Annotated in this window: 14 protein-coding genes; 12 read left to right on the top strand and 2 right to left on the bottom strand. The window is 60.7% G+C overall.

Going from position 1 to position 14,874, the window contains the following annotated elements; genetic code table 11:
* Positions 1 to 11: 11 nt before the first annotated feature.
* Both IEX40_RS13840 and IEX40_RS13845 read right to left on the bottom strand, forming a co-directional pair.
* Complete coding sequence (locus IEX40_RS13840) at positions 12 to 1,286, bottom strand: HlyC/CorC family transporter (RefSeq protein ID WP_188749252.1); 1,275 nt, start codon at positions 1,284 to 1,286, stop codon at positions 12 to 14.
* Between the two features lie 58 nt (positions 1,287 to 1,344).
* On the bottom strand, positions 1,345 to 2,154 hold the full coding sequence (locus tag IEX40_RS13845; RefSeq protein WP_188749254.1) for a cytochrome C assembly family protein: 810 nt from the start codon (positions 2,152 to 2,154) through the stop codon (positions 1,345 to 1,347).
* Between the two features lie 190 nt (positions 2,155 to 2,344).
* Here IEX40_RS13845 and ffh point away from each other — a divergent pair, with 190 nt between their 5' ends.
* From ffh to recJ, 12 genes are all read left to right on the top strand, one after another.
* Entirely contained in the window at positions 2,345 to 3,727 is a 1,383-nt protein-coding gene (ffh, locus tag IEX40_RS13850; protein ID WP_188749257.1) for a signal recognition particle protein, read from the top strand.
* Between the two features lie 205 nt (positions 3,728 to 3,932).
* Positions 3,933 to 4,181 (top strand): 30S ribosomal protein S16, encoded by a 249-nt coding sequence (gene rpsP, locus IEX40_RS13855; protein WP_188749258.1) that lies wholly within the window; start codon positions 3,933 to 3,935, stop codon positions 4,179 to 4,181.
* Positions 4,182 to 4,212: 31 nt separating this feature from the next.
* The gene (gene rimM / locus IEX40_RS13860) at positions 4,213 to 4,746 is read left to right on the top strand and encodes a ribosome maturation factor RimM (protein WP_188749260.1); all 534 of its coding nucleotides are present in this window, start codon (positions 4,213 to 4,215) and stop codon (positions 4,744 to 4,746) included.
* A gap of 3 nt (positions 4,747 to 4,749) precedes the next feature.
* Entirely contained in the window at positions 4,750 to 5,505 is a 756-nt protein-coding gene (trmD, locus tag IEX40_RS13865; protein WP_188749262.1) for a tRNA (guanosine(37)-N1)-methyltransferase TrmD, read from the top strand.
* A 9-nt stretch (positions 5,506 to 5,514) separates the two neighbouring features.
* Positions 5,515 to 5,871 (top strand): 50S ribosomal protein L19, encoded by a 357-nt coding sequence (rplS, locus tag IEX40_RS13870; protein WP_188749264.1) that lies wholly within the window; start codon positions 5,515 to 5,517, stop codon positions 5,869 to 5,871.
* Between the two features lie 198 nt (positions 5,872 to 6,069).
* Positions 6,070 to 7,494 carry a hypothetical protein gene (locus IEX40_RS13875; RefSeq protein ID WP_188749266.1) on the top strand — a complete coding sequence of 475 codons (1,425 nt, stop codon included), beginning with the start codon at positions 6,070 to 6,072 and terminating at the stop codon, positions 7,492 to 7,494.
* On the top strand, positions 7,491 to 8,420 hold the full coding sequence (xerD, locus tag IEX40_RS13880) for a site-specific tyrosine recombinase XerD (protein WP_229680764.1): 930 nt from the start codon (positions 7,491 to 7,493) through the stop codon (positions 8,418 to 8,420). The genes IEX40_RS13875 and xerD overlap by 4 nt, the downstream gene beginning before the upstream one ends.
* A 110-nt stretch (positions 8,421 to 8,530) precedes the next feature.
* Entirely contained in the window at positions 8,531 to 9,259 is a 729-nt protein-coding gene (locus tag IEX40_RS13885; protein ID WP_188749268.1) for a DsbC family protein, read from the top strand.
* A 262-nt stretch (positions 9,260 to 9,521) separates the two neighbouring features.
* Positions 9,522 to 10,823, top strand: coding sequence for a homoserine dehydrogenase (locus tag IEX40_RS13890; protein ID WP_188749270.1), 1,302 nt, complete (start codon positions 9,522 to 9,524; stop codon positions 10,821 to 10,823).
* A gap of 14 nt (positions 10,824 to 10,837) precedes the next feature.
* Positions 10,838 to 12,232, top strand: coding sequence for a threonine synthase (gene thrC, locus IEX40_RS13895; RefSeq protein WP_188749272.1), 1,395 nt, complete (start codon positions 10,838 to 10,840; stop codon positions 12,230 to 12,232).
* A gap of 78 nt (positions 12,233 to 12,310) precedes the next feature.
* On the top strand, positions 12,311 to 13,129 hold the full coding sequence (locus tag IEX40_RS13900) for a YdcF family protein (RefSeq protein ID WP_188749274.1): 819 nt from the start codon (positions 12,311 to 12,313) through the stop codon (positions 13,127 to 13,129).
* Positions 13,126 to 14,862: a single-stranded-DNA-specific exonuclease RecJ gene (gene recJ, locus IEX40_RS13905; RefSeq protein ID WP_188749276.1), complete on the top strand. Its 1,737-nt coding sequence runs from the start codon at positions 13,126 to 13,128 to the stop codon at positions 14,860 to 14,862. The genes IEX40_RS13900 and recJ overlap by 4 nt, the downstream gene beginning before the upstream one ends.
* The last annotated feature ends 12 nt before the right edge of the window (positions 14,863 to 14,874 follow it).

Consider the following 14,874-nt stretch of genomic DNA (forward strand, 5'->3'; position numbering starts at 1 on the left):
TGACCTGAGGATCAGCGCCGTTTGCGCTTGGGTTGGCCGCGCTGGATACGTACCGTCTTCACCTTGTTGTCGCTGATCTGCAGGGTCTCGAAGTGGTAATCCTTGACCCGCAGGCAGACATTGGCATCGGGCAGTGACTCCAGTGTCTCGGTGATCAGACCGTTCAGGGTCTTCGGGCCGTCGGTTGGCAGATCCCACTTCAGGCTCTTGTTGATCTCACGCACATAGGCGCTGCCGTCGATAAAGTAGCTGCCATCCTCCTGCGGGTGTATCTCCTGATTGATGCCGGTACTGTCGGCGGACATCTCACCGACGATCTCCTCCAGGATATCCTCCAGCGTCACGATTCCTTCCACGTCACCGTACTCGTCGACGACGATACCGATGCGCCGGTTCTGCTTCTGAAAATGCAGCAGCTGCGTCTGCAGCGGCGTGCTTTCGGGGATGAAGTAGGCTTCACGCACCACCTGCATGATCGCTGCCTTGGTCACCTTGCCCTGCTGGATCAGCTGCGCCAGGTTGCGCATATGCAGGATGCCGATCACCTGGTTGATATCACCCTGGTAAACCGGCAGACGGGTGTGCTTGGTGGCGGAGAGCTGCTGCAGGATCTGATCCATCTCCTGGTCCAGATCGATCCCCTCCACCTCGCTGCGCGGAATCATGATGTCGTTGACGGTGACGTCACCGAGCTCCAGTACGCCAAGCAGCATCGACTGGTTGCGCTGCGGGATCAGTGCGCCCGCTTCATGTACCAGCGTGCGCAGCTCCTCCGTGCTCAGGTTCTCATTATTGTTGCCGGACAGGCGGATGCCGAACAGGCGCAGAAAGCCGTTGGTGATGCCGTTGACGATCCAGACCAGCGGGTAGAGCAGGAACAGCATCGGGCGCAGGATAAAAGCAGCGGGGAAGGCGATCTTCTCCGGATGCAGCGCGGCGACCGTCTTCGGCGATACCTCGGCGAAGATCAGGATCACCAGGGTCAGACCGAAGGTGGCCACCACCAGGCCGGCATCGCCCCAGATGCGGACACAGACGATGGTGGCGATGGCCGAGGCGAGGATGTTGACGAAGTTGTTACCGATCAGGATCAGGCCGATCAGCCGGTCGGGACGTTCCAGCAGGCTGCTGGCCTGGCGCGCGCCGCGATGGTTGTTTTTGACCATGTGCCGCAGCCGATACCGGTTCAGCGACATCATGCCGGTTTCAGAACTGGAGAAGAACGCAGAGCAGATGATGAGCAGCAGTAAAATGATCAGCAGTGAGCTTATCGACGCGTCTTCCAAAGTGGTGAAACCTCAACCAGAAAAAGGGACTCCATTGTCTGGTCCGAGTTAGGGCCTGTCAAGGCGCGGGCGGGTGGCCGTTGAACACCAGTTCGAGGACGATTTTGGAGCCAAAAAACGCCAGCATCAGCAGCAGGAAACCACCCAGGGTCCAGCGCACGGCGGTCTGGCTGCGCCAGCCAAGTAGAACGCGTCCCGCGAGCAGGATCGCATAGACCAGCCAGGCGGTGATGGAGAGCAGGGTTTTGTGTACCAGATGTTGCGCAAACAGATCTTCGACGAAGATGAATCCGGTAATCAGCGATACCGTCAACAGCGCGAAGCCGCACCAGAGCATCTCGAACAGTAGCCGCTCCATGACCTGCAGCGGCGGCAGCGAGGCCACCAGGCCACGAGTCTGGTGGTGCTTGAGCGATAGCTCCTGACGTGAGAGTAACAGCGCCTGCAAGGCCGCCAGGGTGAAGATACTGTAGGCGAGCAGCGAAAGCAGAATATGGGCAACGAGGCCGCCGGAGTAGAGGCGGTGGTCGCCGGTGTCAGGGCCGAAGGCGGCCAGGGCGGCGGTGATGGCGGCCATCGGGAAGGCGCCGATGAACAGATTGTCCAGCTTTTGGCGCAGGCTGCTGACCAGCAGGATGCCGACCACCACCCAGGCGATGAAGGAGCCGACCGGGAAGGTGCCCAGGTCTATCCCCTCGGGATAGTGCAGCACCTTATATACTGCATAGCCATGCATTGCGAACGCGCCCAGACCGAGCGCCCGGATCAGGTTGCGTTGCCCGCTATCGGGCGCTGCCAGGCGCTGCCACTGCAGCCAGGTGGCGCCGGCATAGCCGATGATCGCGATCAGCGTGGCAATGAGCAGCATTCAATTCCTCCTTAAATCAGCGCAGTAGTTTGTCATAAATGCCAGAACTGGGGAATACGAAGGGGTTGGACAATAATGCGCTAAAACGCTTTAGCGGGTGCCGTACCTCGGGGTGCTTCTGTATAATGCGCGGTCTTAGCATTACTGGCGCCGGCAGAAGGCTTATTGGTGCCCAAGGCAGAGGTTTTCCATGTTCGATAATCTGACAGAACGGCTAACGCAGACGCTGCGCAGCGTCACCGGTCAGGCAAAACTGACCGAAGAGAATATCAAGGACACGCTGCGTGAAGTGCGCATGGCGCTGCTTGAGGCCGATGTGGCGCTGCCGGTGGTCAAGGAGTTCATCAACGGCGTCAAGGAGCGCGCGGTCGGTCAGGAGGTGGCCAGGAGCCTGAGTCCGGGACAGGTCTTCGTCAAGATCGTCAACGAAGAGCTGGTCAAGGTGATGGGCGAGGCCAATGAGGAGCTCGACCTCTCCGCGCAGCCGCCGGCCGTGATCATGATGGCGGGCCTGCAGGGTGCCGGTAAAACCACCTCCGTCGGCAAGCTGGCGCGTTTCCTGAAAGAGCGCAAGAAGAAAAAAGTGCTGGTGGTGTCGGCGGATATCTACCGTCCGGCGGCGATCCGTCAGTTGGAAACGCTGGCCGGCGAAGTGGGGGTTGAGTTCTTCCCCTCAACGGCGGATCAGGATCCGGTGGCTATCGCCAATGGCGCGATCGCTCATGCCCGCATTCAGCACCACGACGTGGTGATCCTCGATACCGCCGGCCGACTGCATGTCGACAGCGACATGATGGACGAGATCAAGCGCCTCAATGCCGCGGTCAAGCCGGTGGAAACCCTGTTCGTGGTCGACTCCATGACCGGTCAGGACGCCGCCAATACCGCGCGTGCCTTCAACGAGGTGCTGCCGCTGACCGGTGTGATCCTGACCAAGACCGATGGTGATGCCCGTGGCGGTGCTGCGCTGTCGGTGCGTCATATCACCGGCAAGCCGATCAAGTTCCTCGGTATCGGCGAGAAGAGCGATGCCCTGGAGCCCTTCCATCCGGATCGTGTCGCCTCGCGTATTCTCGGCATGGGCGACGTGCTGTCGCTGATCGAGGAGGCTGAGCGCAAGATCGATAAGGAGAAGGCGGAGAAGTTCGCCAAGAAGGTCTCCAAGGGCAAGGGTTTCGATCTCGAGGATTTCCGCGAGCAGCTGCAGCAGATGAACAACATGGGCGGCATGATGTCGATGCTGGAAAAGCTGCCCGGTATGGGGCAGATGGCCCAGGCGGCTCAGAGTGCTCAGGCCGAGAAGGGTATGAAGCAGATGGAGGTGATCATCAACTCGATGACACCCAAGGAACGTCGCAATCCCGATATCATTACCGGCTCGCGTAAACGCCGCATTGCGATGGGTTCCGGCACCCAGATTCAGGATGTTAACCGCCTGCTGAAGCAGCATAAGCAGATGTCCAAGATGATGAAGAAGTTTGGCTCCAAGGGCGGTATGGCGAAACTGGCGCGCGGCATGAAAGGGATGCTGCCACCGGGCATGGGCGGAGGCGGCGGTTTCCCGCGTATGTAAACCGTGCCGTTGTTGGCTACTATTTGTTCGAAACAGCTTTTATCGGGCGGTGGATTCGCGTAGAATTGCCGCCCTGATTTTTGTCAGTTGCATTCGTGTGGCTGGCAGGATGGCCCTTTGGGCCGGGCGCTCTAGCCTGGCTCCGAGGTAACTAAAACGATGGGCGATCTTAAAACCCATCCCGCGAAATAAAGGGGTCCAGCGCATGGTCACTATTCGTTTGTCTCGTGGTGGCGCTAAAAAGCGTCCGTTCTATCACATTACTGTTGCCGATTCACGCTGTGCGCGTGATAGCCGCTTTATTGAGCGGGTCGGTTTCTTCAACCCGGTCGCTCGCGGTCAGGAAGAGAAGCTGCGCGTCAACCTGGAGCGTGTTGAATACTGGATCGGCAAAGGCGCACAGCCGTCTGAGCGTGTTGCTCAGCTGATCAAAGACGCACGTAAAGCACAGTAAGTAGTAAAGGTTGACGGGCAGGCCAGTTGGGATGAGTGAATACCGCGAAGAGGACGTGGTCGTCCTTGGACGCTTCACCTCCACCTACGGTGTACAGGGTTGGATCAAGGTCTACTCCTACACCGACCCAATGGAGAACATCCTGACCTACACGCCATGGCTGGTTCGCCAGAACGACGTCTGGACCCCGATAAAACGGGTCGACGGCAAGAAGCATGGCAAGGGCCTGATTGCCCGGCTGGACGGTATAGACGCTCCGGAGAAGGCGAGAACCTTCAATAACGTGGAAATAGCGGTACCAAGACAGGTGCTGCCGGATCTGCAACCGGGCGAGTACTACTGGAGCCAGTTGGAAAACCTGTTGGTATATACCGAATCCGGCGTGTTGCTGGGACGGGTGGATCATCTGATGGAAACCGGCGCGAACGACGTGCTGGTGGTCAAGGGCACCGACGAGAGCATCGATCGCGAAGAGCGTTTGCTGCCCTGGTTGCCGGATCAGGTGATCAAAGAGATTGATCTGGATTCAGGCACTATGCGGGTCGATTGGGACCCGGAGTTCTGAGTCGTGTGGTTCGGGATCGTATCCCTGTTCCCGGAGATGTTCGAGGCGGTTACTCGCTACGGCGTCACCGGGCGGGCAGTGCGCAGTGAACTAATCAGTGTCCAGTGCTGGAATCCGCGTGACTTCACGCATGACCGGCACCGTACCGTGGACGATCGCCCCTATGGCGGCGGACCCGGGATGCTGATGAAGGTTCAGCCGTTGCGCGATGCGATCCAGGCAGCGAAAGCTGCGGCGGGCGAGGGCGCCCGGGTGATCTACCTCTCCCCGCAGGGGCGCAGGCTGGATCAGGCCGGAGTTGCCGAGCTGGCGCAGGCGCAAAAACTGATCCTGGTAGCGGGTCGCTACGAAGGGATAGATGAGCGTCTGATCCAGTCCGACGTCGATGAGGAGTGGTCACTGGGTGACTTCGTGCTCAGCGGCGGCGAGCTGCCCGCGATGGTACTGGTCGATGCGGTATCGCGTTTGGTGCCCGGTGTGCTTGGGCATAGCGATTCAGCGGTCGAAGACTCTTTTTACGAAGGGTTGCTCGATTGCCCGCACTACACCAGACCCGAAGCACTGGATGGTATGCAGGTACCGGATGTTCTGCTCAGCGGTAACCATGAGCAGATTCGGCGCTGGCGCCTCAAGCAGCAGCTGGGGCGTACCTGGGCGCGGCGACCGGACCTGTTGCAACAGATCGAACTGGACCCGGAGCAGCAGACGCTGTTAAGCGAATATATCCGCGAGGCCAAAGGGCAGGCGGGTGAAAATTAGGAGCGAGCGATGAGCAGCAAAAACCTGATCATTCAGCAGATCGAAGCTGAACAGACCAAGAAAGAAGTTCCGGCGTTTGCACCGGGCGATACCGTAGTCATCCAGGTGCGCGTAGTAGAGGGCAACCGTAGCCGTCTGCAGGCGTTCGAAGGCGTTGTAATCGGCAAGCGTAACCGCGGCCTGAACTCTGCCTTCACCGTACGTAAGATCTCCCACGGTGTGGGCGTTGAGCGTACCTTCCAGACCTACAGCCCGACGGTTGAAGGTATTGAAGTCAAGCGTCGCGGTGACGTGCGCCAGGCTAAGCTGTACTACCTGCGTGAGCGTAGCGGTAAGTCTGCACGTATCAAAGAGAAGCTGGGCTGATCCGTCAGTTACGCAAGCTTCTGAGAAGGGCGGCCCTAGGGTCGCCCTTTTTGTTATGTGCAGGATGTACGCTACCCCGCGCGGAGCGGAGCGATGCAGAATTGGCTTGCTGACCTGTCGCAAGTCTTTAACTCGCCATTTTCAGTAACTGACTTTAGAATCATCCGGAGCTTGAACAACAACAAGAGGGAGTGGCGGATGCGTAAGCTGGCCATCGGGTTCTTCTTACTGGTCTTGCTGCCGGCGCTGGTGGTTGCAGGCGGTTACGGATTCTATTGGTATCAGGTAAAAGGATACGCCGATCATTTGGTCGAGCAGGCCGCACCCTTTGCCAGGGTCGAATATGGTGCTATCTACGTCGATCCGCGCGGAGAGGTGGGGCTGGATCAGGTCAGTATTACGCTGAACCAGGATGGCACTCGCATACCGCTCGAGTCGATCCGTCTGCGCTCTCAGGATCCGCTGTTCTTTCTCGATCCCCAGGGGCGGATCGAGTCTGGCGATCTGCCGCTGCAGTTGGGTCTGGTGCTAAAGCAGGCGCAGATCGGTCTGTCCAGCAAGTTGATCAAAACGCTGGAGGAGCAGGTGGTGCAGGCGGAAGCGCTATCGCCCGCCAGTGACGTGAATCCGGATGCGCTCGGTTGCGGCGATCTGCAGCGAATCGATGTAGCGGCGCTGAACGAGATGGGCTACAAGAGCCTGGCCATCGACCTGGTGCTGGGGATGGCGATCGAGCCGCACAACCGCCGTATCCGCTTCAACGCGGACGCGGATCTGGCGGGGTTTGGTCAGAGCAGTACCAATATCGAACTCTCGGTAACCGGTGACAGCTTTGCGCCGGCACAGATGTTGGCGGCCAATCCACGCCTGCGTCGACTTGAGGTGAGCTATCAGGACGCCGGCTACAATGCGCGACGCAATAAGTTCTGTGCCAAGGCGGCAGGTGTGGATGTGGATACCTACCTGGCTGAGCATGAGCGGCTGATGCGCGACTGGTTGCTGGCGCAGGGGGTGGATCTGCCGGAGCTGATCTGGGATCTCTACAGCGGCATGAATCGTCCGCGTGGTCGCGCAACGCTGACCATGGAGCCCCCGGGCGGTCTCGGAGCCGAGGTGGTGGCGGGTCTGGGCGCGCCGACCCAGCTGATCGATCGTCTTAACATAAGCCTGGCGCTGAATGACAAGCCTCTGGTGCTTGATTCCATCAACTGGAATGAGGTGTTGGTTGAGCCCCGGCAATCGAAGGCCGTCCTGCCGGCGAAGATGGCTCGGCAGCCGGAAGTCGTGGAGCAAGGCGATACAGCCGCTGAGCCGGCCAGCGTGGAGTTGCAGCAGGGTATCGAGCCGGAGGCGGAGACATCCGATCTGGAGGATGTGCTGCGCGGCCTGCCCAAGCGTGACCCTAAGCCGGAACCGAAAAAGTATCGCGCAATCTCCGTAACCCAGCTGGCTGATGCCAAGGGGCTGCCGGTGCGGGTGCGTACCGATCTGGGTAACCGTTTCGAGGGCAAGGTAGTCGATGCCCGCAACGGCACCCTTAAGATCGAGCAGAGGGTCGATAAAGGGCTGATTATCTATCCGCTTGAGTTCGACCAGATCAGCTCGGTCGAGGTGTATCGTTGAGCGAAGATCGAAGACGGCGGGCCAAACTGCCCGCCGCTGAAGATTGGGCCTTGATCGAACAATACCTTGACCATCTCTGGTTGGAGCGTGGTCTAAGCGACAATACCCGCGCCTCCTATGCGCGTGACCTGAACCATTTCGGCTGCTGGCTGAACAGCGTCAAGCTGCATCTGCCGGACCTTGATCGCCGTGACCTGCAGCGCCATCTGCAATGGCGGGTAGAGCAGCAGCTGCGGCCGACCTCGACCTCTCGTCTGCTGTCGACTCTGCGCGGGTTCTACCGCTACCTGCTGCGTGAGCACTTGATCGCTACCGATCCGACACTCAATATCGACAGTCCGCGCCGCGGTCGACCGCTGCCGAAGACACTGACCGAAGCGGATGTCGAGGCGCTGCTGGCGGCGCCCGATACCGCTACCGCGCTTGGGTTGCGTGACCGCACCATGTTGGAGCTGCTGTACGCCTGCGGCCTACGGGTATCCGAACTGGTGGAGCTGCGGCTCGAGGAGCTGAATCGCCGTATCGGCGTACTGCGCATTGTCGGCAAGGGCGATAAGGAGCGGATGTTGCCGGTAGGCGATGAGGCCTTGTCCTGGCTGTCGCGCTATCTGCGTGATGGGCGCTCGGAACTCGGGGCCGATAGTCGCGTCGAACATATATTCCTGAGCCGCCTGGGCCAGCCGATGACGCGACAGACCTTCTGGCACAGGATCAAGCGTTATGCCATCGAGGTCGGGATCGACAAGCCGATCTCGCCCCATGTGTTAAGGCATGCGTTCGCCACCCATCTGCTGAACCATGGCGCTGACCTGCGTGTGGTGCAGATGCTGCTGGGACACTCCAGCCTGTCGACGACGCAGATCTATACGCATGTGGCGACCGCGCGGCTGCAGGCGCTGCATCGGGATCACCATCCGCGGGGATGATGAAGCGAAGGGCCGGCAGCGGATTGCCGGCTCAAGTGGTACACTGGCGAACTTGTCGAATATGTTTCGTTGAATCTGTTCTATCGCATCTGGGTGTTTCGGAGGTAGTTATGCGTGCTCTCACGGCCGCTGTATTGATGGTATGTATGGTTCAGGGCGCGGTTGCTGCGGATAAGGTGCAGCAGCGTCTGGTTGAGCGGATCCAGTCCTTCGATAGCCGGTTGAGCGTGGAGAGCGTATCTCCAGCGCCGCTGCCCGGGTTGTATGAGGTGGTGCTGAGCAGTGGCGAGGTGCTCTACACCGATGAGCGGGGGGAATATATTCTCGCCGGCGAGCTGTACCAGGTGCAGGGGGCAGGCAAGCTTGTCAGTCTGACCGAAGAGCGCATGAAGGCGGTTCGTATGCAGGCGCTGGCGGCCATTCCCGCCGAGCAGCGGGTGGTGTTCCCGGCCAAGGGTGAGCGCAAGGCTCATCTGCAGGTGTTTACCGATGTGGACTGTGGCTACTGCCGCAAGCTGCATAGCGAGGTCGCCAAGCTGAATGAGATGGGAATACAGGTGGATTATCTGGCCTTCCCCCGTGCCGGTGCCGGCTCGGCGGCGGAGGCCAAGATGTCGGCGATCTGGTGTGCGCAGGGCGATGAGCGCAGGGAGCTGATGACACGGGCCAAAAACGGTGAAAATCTGGCACCGGTCAAGTGTGAGAATCCGGTGATGGAGCAGTTTGCCCTCGGTCAGCAACTCGGTGTTACCGGTACGCCGGCGCTGGTGCTCGATGATGGGCGGTTGCTGCCGGGCTATCTGCCCGCCGAGCAGCTGGCCAGGGTCCTGGGGCTCTGAAGCGTATGGGGCTCTGATCCGCGGTTTTAGCAGTAGCGAGTAATTGGGCGGTGATGCGCGGTGTGCATCACCGCCTTTTTTGTCTGCGCATGAACTAATCTCGCTGGCACATGGATGTGCTGGGTCGCGGTTTGCTATAAAATAAGGCCCATTTTTCGCCCGCGAGAGGCTTGCTCTCTCCTTCCCCTTGATCCATCCGTATTGACGGTCGATCTGAAGAGAGGGCTAACGGGTTGTTTTGACGAGCAAAGCGAGGTGTTGTTTGAAACCGGTTAAAGTTGGAATCTGTGGTCTGGGCACCGTCGGTGGCGGTACCTTCAATGTACTGGTGCGTAACGCAGAGGAGATTGCGCGTCGTGCCGGCCGTCGTATTGTCGTCGAGCAGATCGGCGCGCGGCGTGATAACCCGGGCTGCGATACCACGGGTATTCAGATTACCAACGATATTTTTGCCGTCGCCACCAACCCTGAGATCGATATCATAGTGGAGCTGATCGGCGGCTACGATACTGCGCGCGATCTGGTAATGACCGCGATCGAAAACGGCAAGCATGTGGTCACCGCCAACAAGGCGCTGATCGCCGTGCACGGTAACGAGATCTTCGCTGCCGCCCAGGAGAAGAACGTCATGGTCGCGTTCGAGGCCTCGGTGGCTGGCGGTATTCCGATCATCAAGGCGATCCGCGAAGGCCTGGCGGCAAACAAGATCGACTGGCTGGCCGGCATCATCAACGGCACCGGCAACTTCATCATGACCGAGATGCGCGACAAGGGCCGTGCGTTCGATGATGTGCTGGCCGAAGCCCAGGAGCTGGGCTACGCAGAAGCCGACCCCACCTTCGATGTGGAGGGGATCGACGCCGCGCACAAGCTGACCATCCTGGCCTCTATTGCATACGGTATCCCGCTGCAGTTCGACAAGGCCTACACCGAGGGGATCAGCAAGATCACCACCGAGGATGTGAAATATGCTGAGGAACTCGGTTTCCGTATCAAGCATCTGGGTATCAGCCGCCGTACCTCTGTCGGTATCGAGCTGCGTGTGCACCCGACGCTGATTCCGCAGTCCGCGCTGCTGGCCAACGTTAACGGCGTGATGAATGCGGTGCTGGTGGATGCCGATGCGGTCGGCCAGACCCTGTATTACGGACCGGGTGCCGGCGCTGAGCCGACCGCGTCCGCGGTCGTGGCCGATATCGTCGATGTCGTGCGCACGCTGACCGCCGATCGTGATAACCGCGTACCGCATCTGGCGTTCCAGCCTAGTCAGCTGTCCGATATGCCGATTCTGCCGGTAGACGATATCGAGACCGGCTACTACCTGCGCCTGCAGGCGGTGGAGCGCCCCGGCGTGATGGCGCACGTGACCCGCATCCTCGGTGACAAGGGGATCAACATCGAAGCGATTATTCAGAAGCAGACCACCGAAGCGCAGGTGCCGGTGATCATGCTGACGCAGCGCGTCGCCGAACGGGTCATGAACGAGGCGATCCGCGAGATCGAAGCGCTGCCGGATATCCTTGGCGATGTGGTGCGTATCCGGGTTGAGTTGCTGGCTGACTGAAGGACAAGATGACAATGAAATATATCTCTACCCGCGGCCAGGCGCCGGCGCTTGAGTTTGCAGACGTACTGCTGGCCGGTTTGGCCAGCGATGGCGGTCTCTATGTGCCTGAGCAGCTGCCGACCTTCTCGCAGGAGGAGATCGCCTCCTGGGCTGGTCTCTCCTATGCCGAGCTGGCGTTCAAGGTGATCAAGCCATTTGTCGATACCTGCATCGACGATGCCGATCTGAAGCGGATGATCGACGAGACCTATGCCGGGTTTAACCACTCGGCGGTGGCGCCACTGAAGGAACTGGGTACCAATGAGTGGGTGCTGGAGCTGTTTCACGGCCCGACCCTGGCGTTCAAGGATTTTGCCCTGCAGCTGCTCGGTCGCTTGATGGATCACGTGCTGGCCCAGCGTGGCGAGCGTCTGGTGATCATGGGCGCCACCTCCGGCGATACCGGTTCCGCCGCCATCGAGGGCTGCCGTCACTCCGAGCATCTGGATATCTTCATCCTGCATCCGCACAACCGGGTGTCCGAAGTGCAGCGCCGCCAGATGACCACCATCCTGGCGGACAACGTGTTCAACATCGCGCTGGAAGGCAACTTTGACGACTGCCAGCAGATGGTCAAGGACAGCTTCGCCGATCAGGCGTTCCTGAAGGGCTTGAAACTGGGGGCGGTGAACTCGATCAACTGGGCGCGCATCATGGCCCAGATCGTCTACTACTTCTCTGCCGCGCTGGCCGTTGGCGGTCCGCACCGTCCGGTGGCGTTCTCGGTGCCGACCGGCAACTTCGGCGATATCTTCGCCGGTTACCTGGCCAAGCAGATGGGTCTGCCGATCAGCCAACTGGTGGTGGCGACCAACCGCAACGACATCCTGCACCGGGTGATCTCCGGCAACGATATGTCCAAGGGCGAGCTGGTGCACACTCTGTCGCCGTCGATGGATATCATGGTCAGCTCCAACTTCGAGCGTCTGCTGTTTGATGTCTACGGCCGCGACGGCGGGGCGATCAGCGAGCTGATGGACCGTTTCAAGAAGGAGCCGGTGCAGTTGGATTCGGCGCGCTGGGAGAAGGTGCGCGAGCTGTTCGACAGTGCCTGCGCCGACGATGAAACCACCTGCAACACTATTGCTCAGGTGTACGCCGATACCGGCTACCTGCTCGATCCGCACACCGCCATCGGCGTCAAGGCCGCGCGCGAGTGCTGGCGCGACAAGTCGGTGCCGATGATCACCCTGGCCACGGCGCATCCGGTCAAGTTCCCGGAACCGGTGGTCAAGGCGGGACTGGAATCGCCGCAGTTGCCGGAACATCTGCATGACCTGTTCGAGCGCGAGGAGCGGGTCGAGGTGCTCGACAACGATATCGCCGCCGTCCAGGCGTTCATCGCCTCGCACGTACACCGCGACTGATCCACGTGAGCCCGGCCTGGCGGCCGGGCTCTCATCTCTGTAACCGTCTATCGTCGGCGCCACGCCCAGGATGATGCGATGGCTAGTTTTTTTAATCTGTCCAAGCTGTTCTGGTTCTTTGCGCGCCCCGATCACCTGCTGGTGTGGATGCTGCTGCTCGGCCTGTTCAGCCTCTGGGTGGGCTGGCGCCGTCTAGGCCTGGGTCTGCTGATCGCCGATCTTCTGCTACTGCTCTGTATCATGCTGATGCCGCTGGGCGATGCACTGATGATGCCGCTCGAGGCCCGCTTCCCGCAGCCGGAGCAGAACCTCAGGGTCGACGGCATCGTCGTGCTCGGTGGTGGCGAGCTGGCGGAGGAGAGCGCCTTCTGGCAGCAGCCGCAGGTGAACCAGTCTGGTGAGCGGCTGCTGCTGATTCCGTTGCTGGCACAGCGTTATCCACAGGCACGGATCATCTTCACCGGCGGCAGCGGTTCGGTGCTGCGCCCCGAGTTCAAGGGCGGCGATGTGGCCAGGGCGTACCTGGACGGCGTCGGCCTGTCGGACCGGGTGTCGATCGAGCGGGAGTCGCGCAACACCTACGAAAATGCGCTCAATACCCTCGAACTGCTCGGTGGCGTCCCCAAGGGTAACTGGCTGTTGGTGACATCGGCCTTTCATATGCCGCGTTCGGTCGGCGTTTTCCGCCGTCAGGGCTGGGAATTGACCCCTTATCCAGTGGATTACCACGCCCTGAGCGCCGATGGTTACCGCTTGCAACCGGGGCTGTGGAAAAACCTGAGCGAAATCGAGATCGCCCTGCGTGAGTGGATCGGCCTGTTCGCCTACTACAGCAGCGGAAAAACCAGCCAGCTCTTCCCTGCGCCGTTCGCGGCCGCGAAGGCCGAGACACCATGAGCCAAGTACCCCTGATCGAACGTCGCCCGATGCCCGAACGCCTGCCCGTCGGGCTGGCCTCCCTGCACCCGGTACTGGCCCGAATCTACGCCTGTCGCGGTATCGACAGCCTGGAGCAGTTGGGGCGTCAGCTCAAGGAGCTGCTGCCGGATTCACAGATGCGCGGCATGGAGGCGGCGGTGCAGCGCCTGGTGGGGGCACTGGAGCGGAGGGAGCGGATCCTGATCGTCGGCGACTTCGACTGCGACGGGGCCACCAGCACGGCGCTGGCAGTGCTGGCGCTGCGCCAATTCGGCGCCGCCGAGGTGGAGTATCTGGTGCCGAACCGCTTCGAGTACGGCTACGGCCTCAGTCCGGAGATCGTTGAGGTGGCGGCAACCCAGACGCCACAGCTGATCATTACCGTGGATAACGGCATCTCCAGCATCGAAGGGGTGGCGCGGGCCAGCCAGTTGGGGATTGACGTGCTGGTGACCGATCACCATCTGCCGGGCGCGCAGCTGCCGGCTGCCTGCGCCATCGTTAATCCGAACCAGCCCGGCTGCGAATTCATGGCCAAGTCCACCTGCGGCGTTGGCGTTATTTTTTATGTCATGATCGCTCTGCGCCGGGTGTTGACGGAGCGGGGCTGGTTCGAGGCGCGCGATATACCTCCCCCCAACCTGGCCAGCCTGCTGGATCTGGTGGCGCTAGGTACGGTGGCCGATGTGGTGGCGCTGGAGCGCAATAACCGCACCCTGGTCTATCAGGGGCTGCAGCGGATCCGCGCCGGTCAGGCCCGGCCCGGCCTGTTGGCGCTGATCGAGGTCGCTGGCCGTCGCCGCGAACAACTCAGTTCCACCGATCTCGGCTTCGCTCTGGCCCCGCGCCTGAATGCGGCGGGACGGTTGGAGGATATGTCGATCGGCATCGAGTGTCTGCTCAGCGAGGATTACGACTATGCGTTGGATCTGGCCCGTACGCTGGACGATCTGAACCGCGAGCGCCGTGGTATCGAACAGGAGATGCAGCAGCAGGCGCTGGTGCTGCTCGATCGGCTGCAGCTCGATGACGCAGCGCTGCCCTATGGCCTGTGCCTGTTCGATCCCAGCTGGCACCAGGGGGTGATCGGCATCCTGGCGTCGCGCATCAAGGAGCGGGTACACCGTCCGGTGATCGCATTTGCGCCGGGCGAGGAGGGTGATATCAAGGGCTCGGCGCGCTCGATCAGCGGTTTCCATGTCCGCGATGGCCTGGATGCGATCGCGGCGCGCCATCCCGGTCTGATCAAGAAGTTTGGCGGTCACGCCATGGCGGCGGGACTGTCGCTCAGCGGCGAAAACCTGGAGGCTTTTTGCCAAGCCTTCGATGCCGAGGTGCGGCGCCAGTTGGACGAGCAGGCGCTGACTCAGCGGGTGCTGACCGACGGTGCGCTCAGTGCCGACCAATTCACCCTGGAACTGGCCGAGCGGATCCGCGAGGCTGGGCCCTGGGGGCACCAGTTTCCGGAGCCACGCTTCGATGGCCGTTTCCGCTTGATCCAGCAGCGTATCGTTGGTCATCGCCACCTCAAGGTGGTATTGATGGAGCCGAGCTCCGGTATGGCGCTGGATGGCATCGCGTTTAATATCGACACGCGTTGCTGGCCGGATCAGGCGGTAACCGAGGTCGAGGTGGTCTACCGTCTCGATATCAACGAGTTTCGTGGCCAGCGCAATCTGCAATTGATGATTGAGCAGTTGCTGCCGCTTTAGAAAAACCTAGAG

The organism is Marinobacterium zhoushanense (assembly GCF_014641945.1).
GTDB lineage: Bacteria > Pseudomonadota > Gammaproteobacteria > Pseudomonadales > Balneatricaceae > Marinobacterium_D > Marinobacterium_D zhoushanense.

Coding starts and splice junctions, on each gene's coding strand:
- IEX40_RS13845 (WP_188749254.1), bottom strand. CDS start 2,154: ATGCTGCTCATTGCCACGCTGATCGCGATCATCGGCTATGCCGGCGCC.
- ffh (WP_188749257.1), top strand. CDS start 2,345: ATGTTCGATAATCTGACAGAACGGCTAACGCAGACGCTGCGCAGCGTC.
- rpsP (WP_188749258.1), top strand. CDS start 3,933: ATGGTCACTATTCGTTTGTCTCGTGGTGGCGCTAAAAAGCGTCCGTTC.
- rimM (WP_188749260.1), top strand. CDS start 4,213: ATGAGTGAATACCGCGAAGAGGACGTGGTCGTCCTTGGACGCTTCACC.
- rplS (WP_188749264.1), top strand. CDS start 5,515: ATGAGCAGCAAAAACCTGATCATTCAGCAGATCGAAGCTGAACAGACC.
- IEX40_RS13875 (WP_188749266.1), top strand. CDS start 6,070: ATGCGTAAGCTGGCCATCGGGTTCTTCTTACTGGTCTTGCTGCCGGCG.
- IEX40_RS13885 (WP_188749268.1), top strand. CDS start 8,531: ATGCGTGCTCTCACGGCCGCTGTATTGATGGTATGTATGGTTCAGGGC.
- thrC (WP_188749272.1), top strand. CDS start 10,838: ATGAAATATATCTCTACCCGCGGCCAGGCGCCGGCGCTTGAGTTTGCA.
- IEX40_RS13900 (WP_188749274.1), top strand. CDS start 12,311: ATGGCTAGTTTTTTTAATCTGTCCAAGCTGTTCTGGTTCTTTGCGCGC.
- recJ (WP_188749276.1), top strand. CDS start 13,126: ATGAGCCAAGTACCCCTGATCGAACGTCGCCCGATGCCCGAACGCCTG.